A 22,612-nucleotide genomic window follows, 5' to 3' on the forward strand; every position below is an offset into this window, starting at 1 on the left:
ATTAAGTAGCCTTTGACCGGTATTATTCTTTTATTTGAAATAAAACGACGCTCCCCAACCCCACCGCCAACCACAACGTCACCAACCGCAGCAAAACCGTCGCCGCAATCGCATCCGGCAACGCAACACCACCCGACACCAGCAACGCCACCATCACCGCCTCGGCACTGCCCAACCCACCGGGCATGAAACTCAAGGCACCGGCCAACATGGAAACGGCATAAATGAATACCGCGAATGTCAGCGGTATATCCGCGCCCATGGCATTGAGAATCGAGTAAAACGCCAGCGCTTCCAGCCCCCAGGCCAAAAGACTCAACAGCGTCGTGCCAACCTGGCGGCGTGGGGTGTAGCAACTGTGGGACTGGTGCAGCACTTGAACGACGTGGCGCAACAGGCGAGGGAGCCAGCCGCTGCGTTGATCCATCCGTCGATCAAGGGCACTGACAAGACTTGGACGGGACACCAGCAATATGCAGCACGCCAATAGCACCAGACAGGAGATGATCATCGACAGCCATTCGGGATGCGCGCTCAGGCCGAACAAGGCCAATACCACCATCGCCAGAAAATCCGACAGGCGCTCACTGAACAGCGCAGCAAAACTGTGTGAATAAGGCACCTCCCAGCGCTTGAGCAAAACTCCGCGCAACGCCTCGCCAGCCTTGCCGGGGGTCGTAGTCAGGGCAAATCCCGACAGATAGATTTTCAGACTCGGCCACCAGGGCAATGGATGGCGCAGAGCATTGAGGTAGACCTGCCAACGCAAAAAGCGCAGACCGTAGCCGAGCAGCACCAGGCCGACTACTTGCCCGCCCTGCCACCAGCCCACTCGAATGACGGCCGCGCTAACGGCCGGCCACCCTCCCCACAGGGAAATCGCCAAATACGCGAGGGCGGAGCAGACCACTGAACCGATCAGAACCCCATAGCGCCACCCGGAAAGCATCAGGGCCTGCTTCATAGATTCAGCCTTTTGAAAATCGGCTGCGGTATGGCCCGAATCGACCACATGATCCACGCCCAGAATCCGGGCACATACAGTACCGCTGTCCTGCGTTCGATACCTGAGACGATTCGTCGGGCAACGCTATCCGGTTGCGCCACCAGCAGCGCCGGCAGCGCCAGCCCTCGAGTCATCGGCGTATCGACAAAACCGGGCTTGATGGTGATTACGTGCACACCCGTTTTGAACAAGCGCGCGCGCAAGCCTTCGCAAAAAGCCGTAACCGCCGCTTTGGCTGCGCCGTACAGATAGTTGGAAGGACGTCCGCGATCCCCGGCCACCGAGGAAATGACCGCTAACGTACCGCGATGCTGGGCGGCCATCTGGTTAGCCAACAGGGTCAACAGGGCAATCGTTGAACTGCCATTGTTGGCGAATTCCCTTTCGGCCACCTCAACGCTTTGTTCGCACTCGCTTTGATCCGGCAAGGAGCCGTAGGCAATCAGACAGATGTCCACCGTCTGCAACGCCGCCATACAGCTCTCGAACATGAGGGCGTGGCCGGCGGTATCGCTGACATCCATCTCATACGAAGTCACCGCTCTCGCACCTCGGGCCTGCAGATCGGCGCAGGTTTGCTGCAGCTTTTGCCCATCCCGGGCGACGAGAAAAAACTCGCTCCGTTCAGCCGCCCAAAGTCGTGCGCATGCGCTGGCAATGGCTGAAGTGGCGCCTACAATCAGAATCTTTTTCATTGGAGAACTCGCTGCCAGAAACGGGAAATCAGGGCCGGGTCGCGCATTGCTTCCACTTGCTCCCAAGCGGGATAGGCTTGGCGAAAATCCCTGCCGCTCATGTGCGCATCCTTGGCCGGATACAAACGGCCATGCGCTTCGCGGACGATGGAGTCGAGACGCGGCAGAAGTTTTTCCGTCAGAGCATTGTTCTGCGGGAAATCCAGTGCCAGTGAGGTGCCAGGCATTGGAAAGGACAGCAACCCGGGGGAAGCCATATCGCCACAACGTTTGAGCACCGCGAGAAAAGAGCCGGTACCGCTGCGGGCGATAGCGTTGAGAAGTTCGGCCAATGCCGCCTGCGCCACCGCGCTTGGCAATACACACTGAAACTGCTGGAAGCCTTTGCGCCCGTAAATCCGGTTCCAGTGCTCGATACGATCCAGCGGATAGAAAAACGGGCTGTAGGCGACCGTCTGACATTGTCGGGTCGCCGGTTGCCGCTTCCAGTAGTGGCGATTGAACAGTTTCAAAGTGATCGGATTGATCAGCGATACCGGCGGCCGGATCGGCATGTGCAGCGAACGCGGGGCTGCGGCCTGAAGCGCACCCGTTTCACGATGATCCCCGGCGGTGAAGACTCCGCGCCCTTGCGCACGGCCTCGGGCCAGACAATCGATCCACGCGACGCTGTATTCGTGCCGGGCATCCATTTCGGCCGACAGGGCAAAGAAATCATCCAGTCCGTCAAAGCGCACCCGCGTGGTGTCGATCAGACTCGACTGGATCTTGCGCAAGCGCAGGGCGACCCAAGTGATGACGCCCGTCAGTCCCAAGCCACCCAGGGTAGCTGCAAACCACTGGGGATTCTCTGTGGGGGAGCAGACCATCGGCGGTTGCATGGATCGGTGTAACCCAAAGCTCACCACCGAATGGGCAAACGTACCGCACCGGTGATGGTTCTTGCCGTGCACGTCATTGGCCACGGCTCCGCCCAGCGTGACATGCCGCGTCCCGGGCGTGACCTGTAAAAACCAGCCCTGCGGGATGGCCAGTTGCAAAATCTCGCCCAAGGTCACTCCGGCCTCGGCGCAGATCTCACCGTTCTCCCAGTCAGCCTCGATGAAGCGACTCATGGGACGTAACTGCAACACATGATCACTGACGGCCAGACAGCTGTCGCCATAGCTGCGGCCACTACCGAACGGCAACGTTGTGCCGTGGGTTTCGATCAACTGCTGCCACTGTGGCCCCACCTCAGTTTGCCAATGGCATGGATGGCCGGTTTGCGGGGTACGGGGATAGGCTCCCCATGAGGTCAGCAAAGACTTCATGCGGCCACCCAGAAAATCAGGCAGAACAACACGCCCATCGCCAGACTCAAGCGATCGCGCAGTGCAAACACCACCGGGTCGTCATTCATTCGGCCGCGGTGGGTGAGCAGCCAGATCCGGGTGATCCACAACAGCAACACAGGGCAGGCCAGCCAGATCCATCGAGGATGTGCATAGAGCGCAGTGGTCGCGCTGTCATGGATATACAGCGCCAGCACCATGACGGTGAGATAACCGGATGCAGCGCCCAATGATGAGAGCATGGCCAGATCGGCGGGAAAGTAATCCCGGCCACCGGTTTTCCCGGTGATGCCACTGTGCAGGGCGACCAACAGTTCGGCATAACGCTTGACCAATGCCAGACTCAAAAACATGAACATGGAGAAGGCCAGCATCCAGCCAGTCAATTCCAGTCCAAAAGCGGCGCCACCGGCAATAATGCGCAGGGTGTACAGCAGCGCCAGCGTAATCACATCGAGCGCCATCAGCCGCTTCAACACCAGTGAATAAACGAGTGTCAGCACGTAATAGCAGGCGAGCACCGCCACGAATGACCGAGGCAGCCAAATCCAGGCGCCCGTGAAGGACACCAGCAAAAGCAAAGGAAAAACCATCAACCCGGACTTGATCGACAAAGAGCCACTGGCGAAGGGTCGATGACGCTTGGTTGGATGCTTGCGATCATCGGCAAGATCGAGCAGGTCATTGAGGACGTAGACACCCGATGCACACAACCCGAAAAACACGAAAGCCAGCACGCCGTGCCAAAGCTGCAGCGGATGTGCCAGTTGATGGGCGGCGAGCAGAGGGACGAAAATCAACGCATTCTTCATCCATTGATGAATGCGCAAGGCTTTGGACCAACTCCTCAATGTCGTCGCGTCAGAGCGGATCACCTGAACAACGTTGCCCAGGTGCCGAATGGCAAGCGCAACGCCCGGTAACGGATTGACGACAAAGGCTTGCCTGGCCGAGCGCCATATCGGCAGGTCGTCAAATGAATTACCGACGTAGTCGAATCCTCCCTCGCCATACGACGTCACCAGAACATCACGTTTGTGCGTCCCTGACAGGTTTCGCTCAAGGGTCGTCCCCAAAACCTCATCGAATACCTGAAGGTGCTCGGCAATGCGCACTGCCAATGAGTAGTGGCTGGCCGTGGCGAGGACTATTTTTCGGCCGCTGTTGCGTTGTGCCTCAATCATCCAGAGCACGTCGGGATCGTAGGGCAAGGTTGCGACGTCGATGTCCGTCGATTGCGCTAACTGCTCTTTCAAATACGCTTTGCCATGAGTGAGCCAGGCCAGCGGTTTCAGACATTGCAAAGGCTTGCTGCGCACAAAGGCCATGGCGCATTCGAACAGCAGATCGGACTTGAGCAGGGTGCCGTCCAGATCGACCACGAAGGGTTGTGAAGTCACGCAAGACTCGGACGCTGGCGGGCAATCAGTCACTGATACGTTCATGCGCGACGCACCCGAAACAGTACAAAGCGGAAAAAGCAGTACCCCGACAAAGTATTCATCAGCGAAAAAACAGCCACCGTCACCAAGCCGGGAAGATGACGGGCATCGGCAATCACGCCCACGCCGAAACTTAACGCGCCCATCACGACGATAAACATCAGGTAGGCGAACACCGACGTTTCTCTCTCGAACCTGTAAAGCGCGTTCACATAAAACGAGAACGATGCGGCCACACAGAACGCCGCAAAATTGCTGGCGGCCTGGTCGAGGCCGACCGCTATGTAAAGCACGAAGAATATTTGCCAATGGATAAACGCATCGACCACGCCGATCACGCCGGTTACAGAGAATCCCTTCATAGCCTTGCTGCCCTTTCCGTCTGGCGGGCTTTCAAGCTAGGCCTTGGCCTGTGGGCCTGTCTACTGTCAGAAATTACAGGTACGAGGGTGAGTCCGACCAACGGTCGTGCCTGCTTTACCCGTGCAGTGACCGGGCATCTTCCCAAAAAAAAGCCCCAATCTCTCGACCGGGGCTTTTGTGTTTCAGCGCTTACAACTTACGAAGCCGAACGCACCGCGCCTTGCGACACATTGGTCGGTTGTAGCTTGAACACGTAGAACAACACGGTCAGTAGCACCAAAAACGCCGGGCCCACATACAGCGCTACTCGTGTGTCCGGGAAGTACGCCATCAGACCGACCACCAGCACCAGGAAGGCCAGCGCAAAGTACGAACTGATCGGGTACAGCCACATTTTGTATTTAAGTGCGGCGCGTTCGCTGGCGCTCAGGCCTTTGCGGAATTTCAGCTGCGCCAGCAGGATCATCACCCAGGTCCAGATCGCGCCGAATGTCGCAATCGAGGTTACCCAGACGAAGACTTTTTCCGGCACCAGATAGTTGAGCAGCACGCCCAGCAACAATGCACCGATCGACAGCAACAGTGCACGACGCGGCACGCCGTTGCTTGCGGTCTTGGCGAAACCGGCCGGCGCCTGGCCATTCTGCGCCAGGCTGTAGAGCATGCGCCCGGTGCTGAAGATGCCGCCGTTGCACGACGACAGCGCGGCGGTAATCACCACGAAGTTGATGATGCCGGCGGCAGTCTTGATGCCAAGACGCTCGAAAGTCATCACGAACGGACTGCCCTGGGTGCCGATCTCGTTCCACGGATAGATCGACAGAATCACGAACAGTGCGCCGACGTAGAACAGCAGAATCCGCCAGAACACCGAGCCGATGGCGCTGGGGATGGTCTTCTGTGGGTTCTTCGCTTCACCGGCGGTCAGGCCGATCATTTCGACGCCGAGGTAGGCGAACATGACCATTTGCAGGGACATCAGCACACCGGTCACGCCGTTGGGCATGAAGCCGCCGTGGGCCCACAGGTTGGAAATCCCCAGTGCCACGCCGTCATTGCCGAAACCGAAAGCGATGATGCCGATGCCGCCGATCACCATGGCAATGATCGTGACGATCTTGATCAGGGCGAACCAGAATTCGAATTCACCGAAAGCCTTCACCGCGATCAGGTTGATCGAGCCCATGCTGACCAGCGCCGCGAGGGCCCAGATCCAGCGCGGGACATCGGGGAACCAGATGCCCATGTACACCGCGACGGCGGTGATTTCCGCGACGCAGGTCACCAGCCACAGGAACCAGTAGTTCCAGCCAGTGAGAAAACCCGCCAACGGGCCGAGATAATCTTGCGCATAGCGACTGAACGACCCGGCCACCGGGTTGTGCACCGCCATCTCGCCGAGGGCGCGCATGATGACCAGGATCGCCAGACCGCCAAGAATGTAGGAAATCATGATCGCAGGGCCGGCCATTTCGATGGCTTTGGCCGAACCGAGGAACAGACCGACGCCGATACAGGCACCGAGCGCCATCAGGCGAATATGCCGTTCGCCGAGTTCGCGTTTGAGCGGACCGCCGTTAGCGGTTTCGCCGTGAGGCAGGTGATTGCCAACTGGCATAGGGATACAACCTCGTCTTGTTATTGGATATGACCACCGAGAGTCGAAGCCTCGGCCGATAGGCCTTGGCTTGAATGAAACCGCGCCGGCTTCGTGGGCGGACGCGTCTCGCAGGACAACCTGCGAGATCAGCGGGGCGTGCAGTATAAAAAGCTTATGGCAGGGCTTTTCACTCTATAAATCACAAGATTCAGCGCAAGGTCTCGCATTAACAGCAGATGATGACAAACATCACCTGAGACCTGATGGAAAGCTCGCCGCCAAAACGGCGGCGAGTATTGCACAACAATGGTGCAGCGTCATTGCCACACCCGTCATGAAACAACGACGAGACGGTTACGTTTTTGTGGAAGTGAGGCGTCCAGGAGACAGCGCCGTGACCACTTGTTTGGTCATGGATTTTCGGACCATTACTCGCTCGAACACCGTGGCGCGGGATGCCGACTGCCCGAACAGGCCCGGCCTGGCAGTGGAGTAGCGGGAGATAGTCGGCGTGCCCAAAATGGCCTGATAGTGGATATTCCATACGCCGCTCTTGCGGTCATATTTCATAAAGGCAAAACCACCCAACAGGGTGTCGAGGTTACTGTTTTGATCCGCAACGATCCCGTAATCCCGATACTCCATGGCTGCACTTTGGCCCCAGCCATGCTCGCGGGCCGCAAGCTTGTTGTACTGCGCATCTTCCTTGCCGCCTTCAACATGCCTGACGCGCAGCAGATTTTCCTCAAGTTGATCAACCACCAGTGAGCAACCCCCGAAGCCTGGGGTAAATACGTGATCGGGTTCACCCCACCCTGGATTGGCCGGTATGTCGACATACCCTCCCTGAGGTGCCCAGAAACCTGACACCGCATTGGATTGGTCAGGTATTTCACCGGCACCGATGTCGACAATTTTGATCGCGTTGAACTCGCCTTTCACCGCTGCGGAGTATTTGACACGCTGCATCTCGAAGACAAAGCTGGCGCCTCCCTGCCGATTTGCCAACTGAGCGCCGACGTTGCTCGAGTAGCGAACTCTTACAGGAGAAAACAAATCCGTATTGATCGGTAATCGTGAAAACTCCGAGACCGACAACGCACTGTTGATCTGAGTACGTTCGGCAGTGAATGGCACGTCATGACGGGGACCCCAATCAAGTGGGATACCTTCCGCGCCACGCTGTATACCGGTCGCGATAACTGGTTCCCAAAGACCGTTCGGCAGTCGTTCACGGTTCAATGACGGGCTGGCCGTCGCCAGTATTTCGTCAACAATCTCACCGACAAAATCCCCGCTCACGGTGTCGCCGATGACCTCGCCCTCAACGTCAGCCTCCGGGTGACTGCCGCCGCGCAGAGACAGTGGCTGCCATTGGTCCGCAGCGACTTGTATGAGCCGCGCTCCCTGAGCCCGATTGGTATGGGGATCGACGATCACTACGTCGACGATGTCGCTGTTGATCAGGAAGTCGGACCTGACCCCGTACACCGCCACCTTGCCTCTGGCGTCGACATTGCGAATGAAAAAGCGCCCGTCGGCACTTCTACTGATGCCTTTGGCGCTCGGGGTCAGGTCGCCAATGTCGGACGGTTTGATGGCATACCGACGAAACTCGTCATTGGCAAAGCCCATGGACTTCGCTGCGTCCGGTTTCGGCGAGCGGGTAAGCGAATGGTGCCATTGACCCGCCTCATCCTGCTCAAGGAACGGCTGGTAGGCCTCTGGATTGCTCGGATGAGCGATCCGCGACTGCCCGCTGAGCGGCTCGACGACTTTCTCGAAAACAGCATCATCCAGCCGAATGTAATGCCTGCCATCAACCCGATATTGCCCCAGCGCATCAGGCTGCAAACCTTCCAGCGACACATGGCTGCGATAAGGCGCAAGGTCTGGCTTCCACAACCGCTTTTGCCCCGCGGCGGCTTCAATCGCCGTGAACTCCGTATGCAGGCCGACAAACAAAGGCAGCGTCGCCACGCTGACTCCGATGTTTTCCAGCAGGTCGGTGATGTGCCCCCACCCTGCCTCCTTATCGCCCTTGCTCAACGCCTCGAAACCCTCGAGCAATTCGTACATCAATTGCACGGCCGAGATACTCAACATCACCACACCCAGCGGCGGTACGGCGAAGGACAACAAATTCAGTGCGACCAGGCCAACGTCCAGAAGTGTTTCGAGCAGCGAGTGAGCATCGCGCCCATCGGCATCTTCAGTGGACACGATCGCGTCGGCGGCATCCTGAAAAATCCGCTTGTCGAACTCCCTGCGCAATGTTGTCCACAGGTCGTAGTGTTGCGCCCATTCATCTCCGGAAGGGTCCAGTACCCTGAACTGCAACAGGAAGTCGAAGTCCTTTTTTTGCTGGCGAATACGGTGATCGTAAAGCGGCACGGCGCCACTCGGAGTTGGAACATCTTCGGTAAAACTGTAGTAAAACTTCGCTCGATCCTTATGGCGCATGAACCGACTGAAGAATTGCTGATAAGCCGACGGCGCCTTGGCGGGATCACTTTCGGCGCGTCGTAAAAACTGCTCGATCAACCGGGTCTTGAGCTGCGTTAGCGTTTTGTAATGCTTGACCGGATGATCGGGATCATCAGGGATGTAGGCAATGAAATCGTTTTTGGCATAGCCGTCGACCGTTGGTAACAAAGCGTCCCAGACACCTTCGTCATCAGGGTCGGCGATTTCGAACATGATGCAGCTGTGGACAGGCATGCCCGTGAAATCAAGGCTCCGATACCAGACAGGTTTTCCATCGATCCTTACGTTTTTGTCACCTTCGACGATCGCCACCAGCGCGTCATGGTGCTTCTGCTCGATATCCTTTTTGCACAGAGCAACGTAACTCGCGGCCTTCAAAGCCGATTTCTGATAAACCACGAACAGATCATTCAGGCTTTCTCGCCCATGGGGCTCATCCCATTTCAATGCCGCCCTTATATGCGCCTGGTATTTTTTACCCAAATCGAGCTGACGGCATATACCAACGAATGCATTAACATCCAGTTTGATATCCATCACCTTGCCGTCTAAGTCGACGGTAAAGCAGTTGGGGAAAAGGAAGTGCACCCACATATCGGCTTTCGGAAAATTATGTAACGCCGCTTCCAACAGTGTGACACTCGACAGGTTTCTGTTATCCCCCAGTTGGCTGACGGACAGATTTACTCGAACTTTATTGACATCGACGTCCAGCCCCACTTTGTCCCTGATAGCCTTCCTCAGCAGAGGCGCAGCAAACTCTTGCGCCGCGTTGACGGCGTCCATGCGCTCATTGAATGCGGTGTGCGCGATAACTGCATTGTCGATGAGCTGTTGCGCATCAGTGCGCTGTCTGGCCGTCAGGCTGGCTAACCAGTCAGGCGGTTCTACCGGGACCTTTTTCAACATGCGCAGATTATCTTTCGACATTTGCTGTATCGATAAAGGCGTGGCTGAACTAACAACTTCATAGTTTTCAGCGAGCGCAGATACGTGACCACTTTTGGTAACACCAACAGCCGATACCGGAGAATAGCGAGTTACAAACATACAACTTTCCTTGTTCATCGAATTGAGTAGCGAGTGAACAACGAAACTTTCCAATCACATAGCACGCGTATGTAACCAGAACCAACCAAAAAACAAGAAACAACTTAAAAAGTTACACCTGCAATAACTTTCGACACCTGCGTATCAGATCATCACAGGCGCGTCACTGTCGGCGATGAGACTGAGGCTCGTTCGCGACTGTTGTGAACCTCACAATTTTTTCACCAGCGCCAACCACCGTCTAAGCTTCAGACAAGTCCGATCAATCTGCGTGAATGGATCAATCGACTATGGGCGCTTTGTGGCAAACCGATTCGAGTAAAGCCGTGGTTCCGACTGAACGTGTGGATGATCAAGCGCCTGTCCCTGAAAAACCCCGCCGTAGCCGGCACGGGTGGAAGGCTTTCTGGTTGTTGCTGCTGATTATTGCGGTGGTGGCAGGGCTGGGTGCGTCCAAAGAGATGCGCACCTCGCGCTTTCAATCCCGTGAACTCAGCCAATATGCCGCCTCGCTGACCTACAAACTGGAACCTGGCCCCAGTGAAGCGATTCGCTATCCGGGCAATGGCCCGTTCGATTTGCGCCTGGGTTACAGCTCACTGGATGAATTCCTGCCGCGCCTGATCAAGCGCAATTACGTGATCACCGAACAGACACGTTTTTCACCCGCCCTGCTCAGCTACACCGACAAAGGCCTGTTTGTGCCTTTTTCCGAGAAGATCCAGGCCGGGTTGTCGATCACCGATTGCCGCGCCGCGCCGCTGTACAAGTACAACTATCCGCAACAACTGTATTCGAATTTTGCAGCGATTCCGCCGGTAGTGGTCAGCAGCCTGCTGTTTATCGAAAACCGCTTTCTGCTCGACCCCAAACAACCGCTGGCCAACCCGGCAGTGGATTGGCCACGGTTCGGCATGGCCGCCTGGTCGCAAGTGGCGAAGGTGCTTCACCTGCCCGGGCAATCGGCGGGCGGCAGTACGCTGGCGACGCAACTGGAAAAATATCGGCACTCTCCTGAAGGCCTGACGGCGTCCGGTGCCGAGAAGATCCGTCAGATGATTTCCGCAAGCGTGCGTGCGTATCAGGACGGTCCGCAAACCCTGGGTGCACGGCAAAACATCATTCGCGATTATCTGAATAGCGTGCCGTTGTCCGCCGTACCGGGCCACGGTGAAGTGCACGGCATGGCTGAAGGTTTGCGGGTCTGGTACGGCACTGATTTCGCCAAGGCCAACGAGCAGCTCAACAGCCCGCAGACCGATCCGAAAACCACGGCCGACAAAGGCCTGGCCCTGCGCGAAATGCTCTCGTTGATGATCGCCCAGCGTCGCCCTTCGTATTATCTGACCAGGGGCCGTGAAGACCTCGCCAACCTCACCGACAGCCATTTGCGCCTGCTCAAGCAGAGCGGCGTGATCGACAGCGCGTTGGCCGATGCTGCACTGGCCAGCACCGTCAGCTATCGCGACTGGCAGACCCAACCGACGATTCAGCCAATCGAAACCAACAAAGGCATCAGCGCTGCCCGCAGTCGTCTGGCGAGCATGCTCAACCGGCCCCTGTACGACCTCGACCGCCTCGACCTGTCGGCCACCAGCACCTTGCAAGGCGAGCTGCAAGCCCAGGCCACCGCCTACCTGAAGAAACTCGCCGACCCGGCCTACGCTGCCGAAGTCGGTTTGCTCGGCGAACGCTTGCTGACGCCGACCAGCACCACTCAGGTGCGCTACAGCTTCACCCTGTTCGAGCTGACCCCGGACGGTTCGCGCGTACGGGTGCAGACCGACAGCACCGACCAGCCGTTCGACATCAACGAAGGCAGCAAACTCGAATTGGGCTCGACGGCGAAGATGCGCGTGCTCACCACCTACCTGCAAATCATCGCCGAGTTGCACGACAAGTACGGCGCCATGGGCGTGCCGGAACTGAAAAAGGTCGAGGTGCCGGAGCAGGATCGCCTCAGCCGCTGGGTTGTCGATTACCTGATCCAGAACAAGGATCACGATCTGTCGAAGCTGCTCAGTGCTGCACTGGATCGCAAATACTCGGCCAGCCCCGGCGAGGCGTTTTTTACCGGCGGAGGTCTGCACACGTTTAACAACTTTCGCAAAGAGGATAACGGTCGCCTGCCGACCCTGCGCGATTCCCTACGCGAGTCGATCAACCTGCCGTTCATTCGGCTGATGCGCGATATCGTGCGTTACACCACCTATTCCGGTCCCAACAGCAGCGCCGAGTTGCTCAAGAATGATAGTGACCCACGGCGCCAGGAATACCTGGCGAGTTTCGCCGATCGCGAAGGCACTTCGTTCCTGCTCAAGTTCTGGAAGAAATACCGTAACAAAGACACCCAGGCGCGGCTCGAAACCTTCCTCGACAGCATGCGCCCGACCCCGATCCGCATGGCCGCCGTGCACCGTTATCTGTTGCCGAACGCCAGCCAGGAAGACTTCAACACGTTCGTGCGCTCACACCTCAAAGGCGCCAAGCTCAACGAGAAACTGACCGACGACCGCCTCATCCGCCTCTACGACGCCTACGGCCCGGGCAGCTACGATTTGCCCGATCAAGGCTTCATCGCCAAGGTCCATCCGCTCGATCTGTGGCTGATCGGCTATCTGCTGAATCATCCGGACGCGACCTTCACCCAGATCGTCAAGGCCAGTCAATTTGAACGTCAGGAAGTTTACAGCTGGCTGTTCAAGAGCAAGCACAAGGGCGCGCGCGACAGCCGCATCCGCACCATGCTCGAGATCGAGGCGTTTCTTGAGATTCATCAACGCTGGCAACAAGTCGGCTACCCGTTCGATCACCTGGTGCCGTCGCTGGCCACCGCCATCGGCAGCTCCGGCGACCGTCCGGCAGCGCTGGCCGAACTGATCGGCACCATCCTCAATGACGGCGTGCGCATGCCGACCCTGCGGATCGACAGCCTGCATTTTGCCGCCGGCACCCCTTACGAAACCCGGCTGGTCAACGACCCGCACGTTGGCAAACGCGTGATGCCATCGCAAGTCGCCACAGCAATGCGCGAAGCACTTTCGCAAGTGGTCGACGCCGGTACAGCCAAACGTGTTTCCGGCAGTTTCAAACTCGCGGACGGCACCCCACTGGCCATGGGTGGCAAGACCGGTACCGGTGACAACCGTATCGAAGCCATCGGCTCGGGTGGACGCATCCTCAGTTCGAAGTCGATCAACCGCACCGCGACCTTCGTGTTCTACATCGGCGATCACCATTTCGGCACCCTCACCGCATTCGTTCCGGGGCGTTCGGCGGAGAACTTCAAATTCACCTCGGCCTTGCCGACGCAAGTGCTCAAGGGCATGGCGCCGATTCTCACGGCGTATCTGCAGCCGGGCAGCGACTCTCAGTGTCGCCCGGTTGAAAGTTCAAGCGTTGCACGCCTGGAGCAACACTAATTGGCGCGCCGGCAGGTGGTAGTCAGTTATTTTTCAGATTCAAATACTCAACGGATAAACGGGTAAAACAGCCGCTGAAGCGGCAACTTTTAGACTATTGTTTTGCCCTCCAACGGATAGGCTGGTCATCCTCAAACAATCAAGGATGATTGCCATGTCTGATACTTCCAACCCTGACCAGAACAAAGGTCGGCACTACGATTTCATACGCTCCACCCTGCACGAAAATATCAAAACCGCGAGCCTCGGCCGGGGCAAGGCACTGGCGAGCACTGCACTGAAAATCGAGCCCTGGTACAACACCGCGCCCGCCGCCCGACACGCCCAATTGAAAACCGCCAACCTCAAGGCCTGGGGCTCTCAGAACAAGGTCGACAAGCTGTTCGAAAAACTTCAGGACGTGCGGACATTCGCGGCGCCTCTGCTTCAGGCGAAGCTCCAGGAACAATACGCAGTCACCCACGACGTCAGGACAACCTTCCTGCACCTGTACATCCCCAAGGAAGGACCTTGGTACACGATCGATACCCTGGGCGGTGTCACGACTCGAATCGTATCCCTGCTGGACGCCGCGTTGCACAACTTCGCCGCCAACGAAACGGTGCTTGCCGATTCGCAATACACCAGCCAGCCCGACGAGCGCGGGCACTTCGATATATTGCCGATCAAGGCAAAGATGACCATCAGCCAGTTCCAGACGCTGTGCAGGGAACTGGACATCGGCAAACTCTACAACCAACACCTGCAAAGCTACCTGCTGCCCAGCGAACCGGTGGCCGTCGCCGCCATGAAGTACAAGGTGACGCAAAGTCTGAAGGATGCATTAAGCGCCGCCGCCGAATTGGCATTGACCACCGGCGACATACAGCTCGACGCCTACAGGCTGATCAACGCGCTGGCAAAAGGCGCCCCTCTGCCGCTGCTCAATGGCCAACGCATGCAGTGCCGTGATCTTTCCATAATGGAGACACGTCTGACCGGTGTTCTGCTGCTGATTCCTGCCGTGAGAGACAGCCGAGGCATCCGCCAGCTTATTGCCTATGTCCCCCATGATCCGGAGCATCCGCTGAAGGAGTACACATCACTCAATGCCTTCATGACTGAGCTGACGCGGCAACTGCGTGAAAACAAAACCGGCGCGGCATCGCAGCTCAGTTATCGCCAGTTCTTCAGCCAGTTTGTAGACCATCAACAGCGCGGGCACTTCTTCGCCGACCTCGAACAACGCCTCAGCCACGTGGTCTGGCACGAAAAGGTTGATCCGACAGACTCGCACCCGGTATGGCGTACAGAAGACGAGCCCAATGCGCACCTGAGGTTCGAGCACCTGCCACTACCCCGCGATTACTGGACACATGCCTATCAGCAAAAACTCAACAAGATTCTCAACGACGCCAAGGTCATCGCCGTGTCCACCGCCGACACGGACACCAGGGCGCGCTGGGCCTGGTGGGACAACTTCAAGAAAATCGTATCGGACATTTTCAACGTAGCCTTGCTGATAGCGACACCCTTCGTGCCGGGCCTGGGCGAATTGATGATGGCTTACACGGTTTATCAACTGACCTATGACGTGATCGAAGGCATTGTCGATCTTGCTGAAGGCCTGGGCCTTGAGGCGGCCGAGCACGTAGTCAGCGTGGTGACGGATGTCATTCAACTGGTGGCATTTGCAGCCGGGGCCGAGATTGCGGGCGCGTTCAAGTTCAAGCTATCGCCACTGATCGAGGGCATGAAGCCCGTAAAGCTATCCGATGGCCGTGACACCCTCTGGCACCCGGACCACGCCCCCTATGAACAGCGAACAATCGATCTGCCGAAGGACGCCAAGCCCGATGCAACAGGCGTGCACGCGTACGAAGGCAAGGAGATTCTGCGTACGCAGGACAAACACTACGAACTCGCGCGCGACGCACAAAGCGGCACGATTCGCTTGAAACACCCTGATCGCACTGAAGCCTATCAACCGCAAGTCACGCTCAATGGCGCCGGTGCCTACGTACTCGAAGGCGAGCAACCGCGAACCTGGGACGACGCCACGTTATTGCGTCGCATTGGCCCTGCCGTGGCGGATCTGAGCGATGCCCAGCTCGAAACCGCGCGCAGGATCAGCGGCACCGACCCCGCTGAATTGCGCGGCATGTATGTCGAGAACCTGCGCCCTCCCACGCTGCTGACCGATACGATAAAGCGCCTTGATATTGATTCGGACATCCGGTCGTTCATCGACTACCTGCGCAGCGACGACCCGCTGGTCTACGCAAAAGCGGACCCCGTGACGCAACTTCAGATACTCACCGCTCATGGCATGTGGCCCGAAAAAGCCTCGATGCGGATTATTGACGTTACCCACAAAACGATCTGGGAGCACACAGGCAAAGAGGCTTCGGCAGGTCAAAAGCTGATTGTTCAACTCCAGGACCGGCAATTGTTCAATGGCGAACTGTTGAAGATCGTGATGCAGACACTGGATGAAAACGGTACGTCGATCATTCTCGATGTCCCGGCAGATATCCTTCCGGCATCGCTGGACGCGCGCGTTCGCGCTTTGCGCAAACGCATCGTCGCCGTGACTGAGAACGGCCGCGGTAAATTGTTCAACGAGGATTACGCCAGTCGTGAAGTATTCGAGAATAAAGAACTGGCGCCACTGATCCGCGCTGCATTTCCCGACATTCCGGCCCAAGGCATCCACAATCTCCTGGCCACCGCCACCCGCGCCGAACGGGCGATCATGGTCGCCGAGAGTCGCCTCCCCCTGCGCCTCAAACGCATCGCCCGCGAGCTGCAACTGGAAACGCGAACCGCACGGGCGTATGAAGGTTTTTACAGAAAATCGCTGACCAGCGTCGATACCGAACGCCTGACGCTCAATGCGCTGCGCCTTTACAGCAATACACTGGAAAGCGTGCGCATCGAGCTGCGTAACGCCCGTTTCGATGGCGAGCTGACTTGCCAGGTGGGCCCGGAGGATGCCGCCACCGTGCGGATTCTGGTCAAGGGCAGCAACGGCCTTTATGAAGTTCACGACGCCCAAGGCACGCCGTTGTATGGGCCGAGTGATCTGTATCAAAGCGTTTTGCAGGCGCTGCCTGACGAGCAATTGAAAACGCTGGGGTTGCGCCGCAGCGAAGGGAACCTGTTCAAACATTGGGTCATCACGCAGACCGCAACGCCAGCCGAACGGCGGGTCATCCTTGATGATCGAGGACGTGTGCCTGAATGCCCACAGGAGGATTTACTGTTGCTCCGAGGGCCCAAGCAGTCCAGACATGACACGAACCTCACCTCGCGAGTAGAGGATCTGTATCCCCATTTCAACCAGCGAGAGGTCAGGCAGTTTGTCCAGTCGCTGAGTACCCGGGGCGACCCGATTGCCACACTCATACAGTTGGAAACAGAGCTCGACGACCTGCGTGTACTCCTTCGCAGGTGGCAATGGGACCAACCGGATTACCCAATATCAGACCCACGCAATTTCGTCGGCGGTGGCGGGCAACACATCGCTGACCAACTGATCGATTGTTTCAAACGCAAAGCAAAGTTCCTCGACAAACGCAGCGCCCACCTGGACGAGGGATATACGCTGGACCTGTCGACCGACTTGTTCCCGAGCGATCTTGTACGGTGGTGGAAAAAACTGCCCGAACTGGGCAAGTACCTTGAACAGATCACCGCGCTGAATATTGATAACTCCCGCTTCAACGTCGACACCCAAGGCCTGCTGAAAGACTTTAAGCAGTTGCGCCATCTGAGTGCCAGAAAATGTCAGTTGACTCGATTGCCAGAGGGGATTGGCGAGATGCATATGCTCGAGACACTGCGCCTGAGTGACAACCTGATTGAACTGACCGTCGCCGACGTCGAGCGTCTGCGCAACCTGACGCGCCTGGAAAGCTTGCGGCTCGACGGTAATCCGTTGGGTCGCGCGGTAAATGTCGAGCGCATGCCACGCTTGAAAGTATTGAGCCTGAACAACACCGGCATCGATGGCTGGCCGGAGGGGATTTTCAAAAAGCGCCGGCCCAGAGGTTTCTTTCTGGACATGCAGAGAAACCCCATCAGTCGAATCCCGGAGGTGACCGCAGGTTCCGATCACGCGCTGCTCATTGCCCGTACACGCCTTGATGCCGAGGATCTGTCTGAAGCCAATCGGCTGGCTTATCACGAGTATCGAAGATCGGTCGGCATCGATCCCCAGCACTACTACAGCAATCTGGCCGAGCAGGATCTGGCGCTCTGGCGTCTGTCTGGCATGACATTCTGGGGCACGAGCGAGTCCGGGCGCGGGACCTTCAGGCTCGAAGCCTGGCACGACCTGGCGACAGAACCCGATTCCCTGGGGTTCTTTCAGGTCATCGAAAAACAGCTGGATTCTGCCGACTACCGAAACGGTGGTGACGCTCGCATGCAACTCACCGATCGCGTCTGGCGCATGATCGACGCCGCTTATCTGGATCCCAAAACACGCAATGAACTGTTCACCGAATCTACGGCGCCGACGACCTGCGCCAATGCCGGCGCGCAGATGTTCAACAACATGGGGATCAAGGTACTGGCCTCAGAGGCGTATTCGTATTCGACATCTCAGGCAGAACTGGAAGGCAAGCTGGTGACACTGGCAAGAGGCGCGGCGCGCCTTGAGCAAGTCAACGAAGTCGCCCGTGCCGACATGGCCAGCCGGACAGGCCGACCGGATGAAGTGGAAGTGCATTTAGCCTATGAAACCGGCCTGGCCGAGCGCCTGGAGCTGCCTTGGCAGTCTCAGGGCAGGCGTTGGTCAGAGGTCGCCGGCGTCGATCAGAAGGCCATTGATCAAGCGTATGACACGGTTGTTGCGCTGGAAGAGGGCGACGGTCTGGTGAACAACATGCTCGAGCAGATTTTCTGGATGGAATACTTGCGCGACACTTACCCGGGCCAATTCGCAAACAACGCACGGATCTACGAAAGCAAAGCCGAGCAACTGGACGCATTGCGTTCAGCGCAACAAGCCTGGGCCGATGGCAAAGATTTGCCCGAAGCGCAACAAGCAGCGCTGAAGGAAGCATTGCGAAATCTGGCCCGACAGCTATCGGTGCCCGACTCTACGGTGTTTACCGGTGAAGCCATGACCGACGCGGTGTACGAACGGCTGTACACCGACATCGGCAATGAGGAGCAGGAGCTGGGCAGACGATTGACCCGCACAGCGATGGCCAACGCCGGGATCTGAAACAGCATCCGCAGCCGCTCTTCGGGTATGGCGACGATTGTCGTCATACTCGCGGCTCGCCCCACGGCAAGGCTCAGACTTGTGAATCCCAGATGACGGTGACATTGCCTGAGTAGTGGCGCGCGGTCCCCTGCTTGATCATCTCCTCAACGTGATCACGCGGCACTTCGAAATGCAGCGTGCCCGGTTTGCGGTCTACGTAAATACCGGGCTGGAACAGCTCGGTACCGACACCATCGCGAAGCAATGGACGACGATTGACCGGCTGGTTCGACGCGTCGGTCAATCCACTCGGCAGCGTGACGCTGACTTCGAGCGGCACGACATGTCCGGCATTTGGCTCCCAGAGTGCGCAGTTGTTACCGCTGGGATACTGGCATTCCAGGTTCATCTTGAAGCGCGAAGAAGCCGACAGGTTGAAGGTTTGATCGCGGAACAATCGCGTGGGTTTGCGCCCCTGATTCAGCCAGGCTTGCCAGCCACCCTGAGGCAGCAACTCGACCCGTTGCCCGCCGGGCGGGACTTCAACCTTGAGGGTGTGTTGCACCGACAAATTGAAGTTGAAGGTGTAGAGGTTGTCGGCAGGAATCATGACATCACCGAAGTCGAAATCTTGTCCCGGACCCATGGTATAGGTGATGGAGCCGGTGTAGTTGCCGGTGGACATGGTTAACGGATTGGGCGTTCTGAGCTCGTATGCGTATTCCAGGTGGCTATACCAAAATTTGGGAATCTCAGTGCCAGGTGCCAACCCGCACGCGCCGGCATTTTCAGGAACGAGCCAGAAGAACAGCACCATAGTACTGCTCGCTGCGATGTACCTGGTCCCAACACAAGGAGCAACCCCGTCAAGCCACCGCCGATTCCAGGCAATTTGTGGAGGTCCTGGCAAGGTCCACGCAGAAACCCCCGGCGGATGGGGCAAATCCCACCGGTGGCCAATGCCGGCAATACGCACCTCGACGGTTTCCACCTCGCCGGTTATTTGGTGGGTAACAGCTAACGGCCGCCATTGAGACGGAACCTTGAACATCGCAGCGTTTCTCAGATCGGCGCCGGGCAGAATGGGCCCGATCGATGTAGCGCGAAAAGCCGTATCACGAATCGTGAAGATGTTAAGCGCCTTGCATTGCGCCGGAATATGTCCCTCGCACACCCCGGATATGGGTGTGTCGTTGCGAAACTTGTTCATTTGCGGGTTTGCCGCATCGGGTCGAAACGACGCGTCGATATTTTGCGTAAGCGCCTGTGCCGGCAGGCTCAGTGACGCAGATAACGTAATGCCCGCAACCAGACGCTTTAGAGCATCGTTGAATCGGCGACTGCTTTTCATTTTGACGATCCTTGTGGCGAGACCTGAGCCGAACGACGCCCGCACAGCTGACAATTACCCAACCAACGACCCGGATGTCGGCCAGCGCAGTGATGCCTTCCCGGTTGAACGTTCAAGGCGCCAGCGCTTCAAAAATCATGTGCACGCTGCCGTAGTAACTGCCTGGCCGGTAAGCATCCACCGGTAACGCCGCGGCTATTTCCAGACCCACCCGCTGGCCTGCCTGGCCATCGAGTTCAGTGATTACGGGCTCGGCAACGAGGCTCAGGCGTTTGCGGTTGAACGTGACGGTCAACGGGATGTTGTCCGTGTCCCTGCCATTACTCAGATAGGGCTCGGTACTCATGCGCGCCGTAATGCCGCCATTGATGTTTTTCACATCGAAGTTCTTGCGCAGCGGGGTGAACTTCCCCGATACCGGATTGAACGGCAGCGCCTGCTCCTGATGAATCCAGTCGGGCTCGGAGGGGATTACATAAAACTCCGCGCTGGGGATACTCACCGAGACTTCGAACGTTTCACGTTCGGTGATTGCATTCACAATGCCGCTCATGGGTAACAGCAGCCCCAGTGAAAGAGCTGCGCGTGTGGGGTTTGACATCTTCATCACCTTTTACGTCCGGGCATCAGCCCTTGACCTCGATCGGTTTGCTCGACTTGCCCTCGATCAACATGAAGTTGTATTCACGGCCGCTTTGTTTCTCGAACTTGAAGGACCGGCCTGGCAATACGTGATGTTTCGTGGTCGGTTGGCAGTCGCGTTCATTATCGGCCGAACAGTTTCTGAACTCGTCGACCACCACCGTACTGTTGCCACTGTTGCGCACTTCATAGCGGGTCGCTTCGTTGCTGATGACGCTGTTGAACCGAGTCTCCCTGGGACGCACGAAGAACACCGTGCCGTAGCCGGCCAACACGTTGACGCCTGCCGACAGGCCTTTTTTGTATTCATCGCGTTCCTCTTCGGCCACCGCAAACTCATCTTCTTTTTCCGGCACCACCGGAACGAATCGCACGCGGAAATAACGTTCCTGTTCCCGTTCGCCCATGAACATCAGACGACTGCCCTGCATGCCATTGGCGGGGACGATCAGTCGCGCGGGGCTGGCCATCAAGCCATCACGGGCATTGGCTTCGGTCTGATTGACCAGCGGAATTTCCCGCGCGGTGCCGTCGGCGTCGTAAACAATTTCGAGGATGTTGATCTTGACGAACGCCGTGGAGTCGCCGCTGTTGAAAACCCGCTTCAGGTAGGTGCTCTTGTCACCGTCGAGGTAGTCGTAGACCACGCCGACATTGATCGCGGGCCCGGCGTGGGAGATAAGCGGTAGCCAGCCCGCGAGTAGCAGCGCCAGTCGATAATTCATGGTTTCAGCCTCTGGATGTGGAGCGGTGGACGAAACACGCACACAGGGTGCTCAGACTTGCGAATCCCAGATCACGGTGACATCGCCGGTGTAGGTTTTCCCCTCACCGGTAAGCATTTGCTCGACCGCTTCACGGCCGACTTCGAAATGCAGCGTTGCCGGTTTGCGATCAACGTAATAGGCCGGCTCAAAAAGCTCGGTGCCCGTACCGTCGCGCAATAATGGACGTCGATTGACTGGCTGCCCCCCGACATCGATCATTCCGGCCGGCAGGGTGACGGCAATGTTCAGCGGCACGGCATCTCCGGAAACCGGTTCGCGGATCAGGCACGTATTGCTCCCGTCGCCGTACTGGCATTCGAGCTGCATCTTGAAACGGCTGGAACTCGAGATACTGAATGTCTGGTCGCGGAACAGACGTTCAGGGCGGCGATTGCGCTGCAGCCAGGCCTGCCAGCCGCCCTGCGGCAACAGTTCCACACGATTGCCACCTGGCGGAACTTCGACTTTAAGGGCGTGTTGCACATCCAGATTGAAGTTAAAGGTCAACAGGTTATCGTTGGGAATCATGATGTCGCCAAAGTCGAAGTCCTGACCCGGCCCTAACGTGTAGCTGAGCGATCCGGTGTATTGCCCTGTAGCCATGCGCAAGGGGTTGGGGGTTCTCAGTTCATAGGCGTACTCGAAGTTCGCATAGTAAAGGCTGGGGATCTCAACCGGTGCGGTCAAGGCGCAGACCCCCGCCCCTTCAGGCACGATCCAGAACCACAGGCGAAGCGTTGAACCCGCCGCATACATTCCGGTGTGCACGCAAGGCGCAGGTGGAAACGTCCAGTTAGGCGCACTGGGGCCCCACGCATTAACACTTGGGGGATCGGGAATATCAAAGCGGTTACCGATCCCTGAAATGCGCATTTCGACGGTTGCGGGCTCGCCCTTGTCTGAAATCACCTCAAAGCTTCGCCACTGCGAAGGCACTTTGAACATCGCGCCTTTGCGTATATCCGGGACCGGCAGCACCGGCATAGGGCCATTTGAGCGAAAGTTGATATCCCACGTTCGAATGCTGAAAATTCCCAGCGCTTCGCAGCGCGCCGGCATATGCCCCGGACAGACGCCGCTTTGCGGGGTGGTATTAACAAATTTGTTCACCAGCGGATTATTCGGATCAGGCTTGAACACGGCCGTGATTTCCTGCGTAGCCGCAGCAGCGGGTAGTGCGACAAGCCATAGCGATACGGCGGCTGAAAAGAGCCCGCCCATCACTCTGCTCGATTGATTTTTCATGTGCATCAGTC

Annotated in this window: 12 protein-coding genes and 2 pseudogenes; 3 read left to right on the forward strand and 11 right to left on the reverse strand. The window is 57.6% G+C overall.

Annotated elements, in window-relative coordinates; all coding sequences use genetic code 11:
- Positions 1-22 precede the first annotated feature (22 nt).
- The 6 genes from AB4P97_RS17570 to AB4P97_RS17595 form a co-directional block, all read right to left on the reverse strand.
- The gene (locus tag AB4P97_RS17570) at positions 23-964 is read right to left on the reverse strand and encodes a YbhN family protein (RefSeq protein ID WP_395601408.1); all 942 of its coding nucleotides are present in this window, start codon (positions 962-964) and stop codon (positions 23-25) included.
- Entirely contained in the window at positions 961-1,701 is a 741-nt protein-coding gene (locus AB4P97_RS17575) for an SDR family oxidoreductase (protein WP_395601409.1), read from the reverse strand. The genes AB4P97_RS17570 and AB4P97_RS17575 overlap by 4 nt, the downstream gene beginning before the upstream one ends.
- The gene (locus tag AB4P97_RS17580; RefSeq protein ID WP_395601410.1) at positions 1,698-3,014 is read right to left on the reverse strand and encodes an FAD-binding protein; all 1,317 of its coding nucleotides are present in this window, start codon (positions 3,012-3,014) and stop codon (positions 1,698-1,700) included. The genes AB4P97_RS17575 and AB4P97_RS17580 overlap by 4 nt, the downstream gene beginning before the upstream one ends.
- The gene (locus tag AB4P97_RS17585; protein WP_325166963.1) at positions 3,011-4,435 is read right to left on the reverse strand and encodes a UbiA family prenyltransferase; all 1,425 of its coding nucleotides are present in this window, start codon (positions 4,433-4,435) and stop codon (positions 3,011-3,013) included. The genes AB4P97_RS17580 and AB4P97_RS17585 overlap by 4 nt, the downstream gene beginning before the upstream one ends.
- 41 nt (positions 4,436-4,476) lie before the next feature.
- Entirely contained in the window at positions 4,477-4,839 is a 363-nt protein-coding gene (locus AB4P97_RS17590; protein ID WP_042560775.1) for a GtrA family protein, read from the reverse strand.
- Positions 4,840-5,036: 197 nt separating this feature from the next.
- Positions 5,037-6,458 carry an amino acid permease gene (locus AB4P97_RS17595; protein WP_042560776.1) on the reverse strand — a complete coding sequence of 474 codons (1,422 nt, stop codon included), beginning with the start codon at positions 6,456-6,458 and terminating at the stop codon, positions 5,037-5,039.
- Positions 6,459-8,411: 1,953 nt separating this feature from the next.
- On the opposite strand from AB4P97_RS17595, the pseudogene AB4P97_RS17600 reads away from it, so the two are divergent.
- Positions 8,412-8,504 (forward strand): annotated as a pseudogene (locus AB4P97_RS17600) (hypothetical protein); the annotation flags it as partial.
- 453 nt (positions 8,505-8,957) lie between these two features.
- On the opposite strand, the pseudogene AB4P97_RS17605 reads toward AB4P97_RS17600, so the two are convergent.
- Positions 8,958-9,995: pseudogene (locus AB4P97_RS17605) on the reverse strand (dermonecrotic toxin domain-containing protein); the annotation flags it as partial.
- 272 nt (positions 9,996-10,267) lie between these two features.
- Here AB4P97_RS17605 and AB4P97_RS17610 point away from each other — a divergent pair.
- Together AB4P97_RS17610 and AB4P97_RS17615 are read left to right on the forward strand one after the other, a co-directional pair.
- Complete coding sequence (locus tag AB4P97_RS17610) at positions 10,268-13,399, forward strand: transglycosylase domain-containing protein (protein ID WP_395601411.1); 3,132 nt, start codon at positions 10,268-10,270, stop codon at positions 13,397-13,399.
- 154 nt (positions 13,400-13,553) lie between these two features.
- Positions 13,554-18,614, forward strand: a complete 5,061-nt coding sequence (locus AB4P97_RS17615) for an NEL-type E3 ubiquitin ligase domain-containing protein (RefSeq protein ID WP_395601412.1) — start codon at positions 13,554-13,556, stop codon at positions 18,612-18,614.
- Positions 18,615-18,687: 73 nt separating this feature from the next.
- Here the strand turns inward: AB4P97_RS17615 and AB4P97_RS17620 are convergent, their stop codons facing one another.
- The 4 genes from AB4P97_RS17620 to AB4P97_RS17635 form a co-directional block, all read right to left on the reverse strand.
- Entirely contained in the window at positions 18,688-19,947 is a 1,260-nt protein-coding gene (locus AB4P97_RS17620; RefSeq protein ID WP_042560779.1) for a hypothetical protein, read from the reverse strand.
- Positions 19,948-20,059: 112 nt separating this feature from the next.
- Positions 20,060-20,548, reverse strand: a complete 489-nt coding sequence (locus AB4P97_RS17625) for a CS1 type fimbrial major subunit (RefSeq protein WP_200612484.1) — start codon at positions 20,546-20,548, stop codon at positions 20,060-20,062.
- A gap of 25 nt (positions 20,549-20,573) precedes the next feature.
- On the reverse strand, positions 20,574-21,314 hold the full coding sequence (locus AB4P97_RS17630) for a molecular chaperone (RefSeq protein ID WP_395601413.1): 741 nt from the start codon (positions 21,312-21,314) through the stop codon (positions 20,574-20,576).
- Positions 21,315-21,365: 51 nt separating this feature from the next.
- The gene (locus AB4P97_RS17635; protein WP_052491569.1) at positions 21,366-22,607 is read right to left on the reverse strand and encodes a hypothetical protein; all 1,242 of its coding nucleotides are present in this window, start codon (positions 22,605-22,607) and stop codon (positions 21,366-21,368) included.
- Between the last annotated feature and the right edge of the window lie 5 nt (positions 22,608-22,612).

The sequence above is a fragment of the Pseudomonas sp. A1230 genome, from assembly GCF_044218825.1.
In the GTDB taxonomy this organism is placed as follows: domain Bacteria; phylum Pseudomonadota; class Gammaproteobacteria; order Pseudomonadales; family Pseudomonadaceae; genus Aquipseudomonas; species Aquipseudomonas iridis.

Excerpts from the sequence above, each read along its gene's own strand:
- AB4P97_RS17570 (WP_395601408.1), bottom strand. The coding sequence starts at position 964 with ATGAAGCAGGCCCTGATGCTTTCCGGGTGGCGCTATGGGGTTCTGATC.
- AB4P97_RS17575 (WP_395601409.1), bottom strand. The coding sequence starts at position 1,701 with ATGAAAAAGATTCTGATTGTAGGCGCCACTTCAGCCATTGCCAGCGCA.
- AB4P97_RS17580 (WP_395601410.1), bottom strand. The coding sequence starts at position 3,014 with ATGAAGTCTTTGCTGACCTCATGGGGAGCCTATCCCCGTACCCCGCAA.
- AB4P97_RS17590 (WP_042560775.1), bottom strand. The coding sequence starts at position 4,839 with ATGAAGGGATTCTCTGTAACCGGCGTGATCGGCGTGGTCGATGCGTTT.
- AB4P97_RS17595 (WP_042560776.1), bottom strand. The coding sequence starts at position 6,458 with ATGCCAGTTGGCAATCACCTGCCTCACGGCGAAACCGCTAACGGCGGT.
- AB4P97_RS17610 (WP_395601411.1), top strand. The coding sequence starts at position 10,268 with ATGGGCGCTTTGTGGCAAACCGATTCGAGTAAAGCCGTGGTTCCGACT.
- AB4P97_RS17615 (WP_395601412.1), top strand. The coding sequence starts at position 13,554 with ATGTCTGATACTTCCAACCCTGACCAGAACAAAGGTCGGCACTACGAT.
- AB4P97_RS17620 (WP_042560779.1), bottom strand. The coding sequence starts at position 19,947 with ATGAAAAGCAGTCGCCGATTCAACGATGCTCTAAAGCGTCTGGTTGCG.
- AB4P97_RS17625 (WP_200612484.1), bottom strand. The coding sequence starts at position 20,548 with ATGTCAAACCCCACACGCGCAGCTCTTTCACTGGGGCTGCTGTTACCC.
- AB4P97_RS17630 (WP_395601413.1), bottom strand. The coding sequence starts at position 21,314 with ATGAATTATCGACTGGCGCTGCTACTCGCGGGCTGGCTACCGCTTATC.
- AB4P97_RS17635 (WP_052491569.1), bottom strand. The coding sequence starts at position 22,607 with ATGCACATGAAAAATCAATCGAGCAGAGTGATGGGCGGGCTCTTTTCA.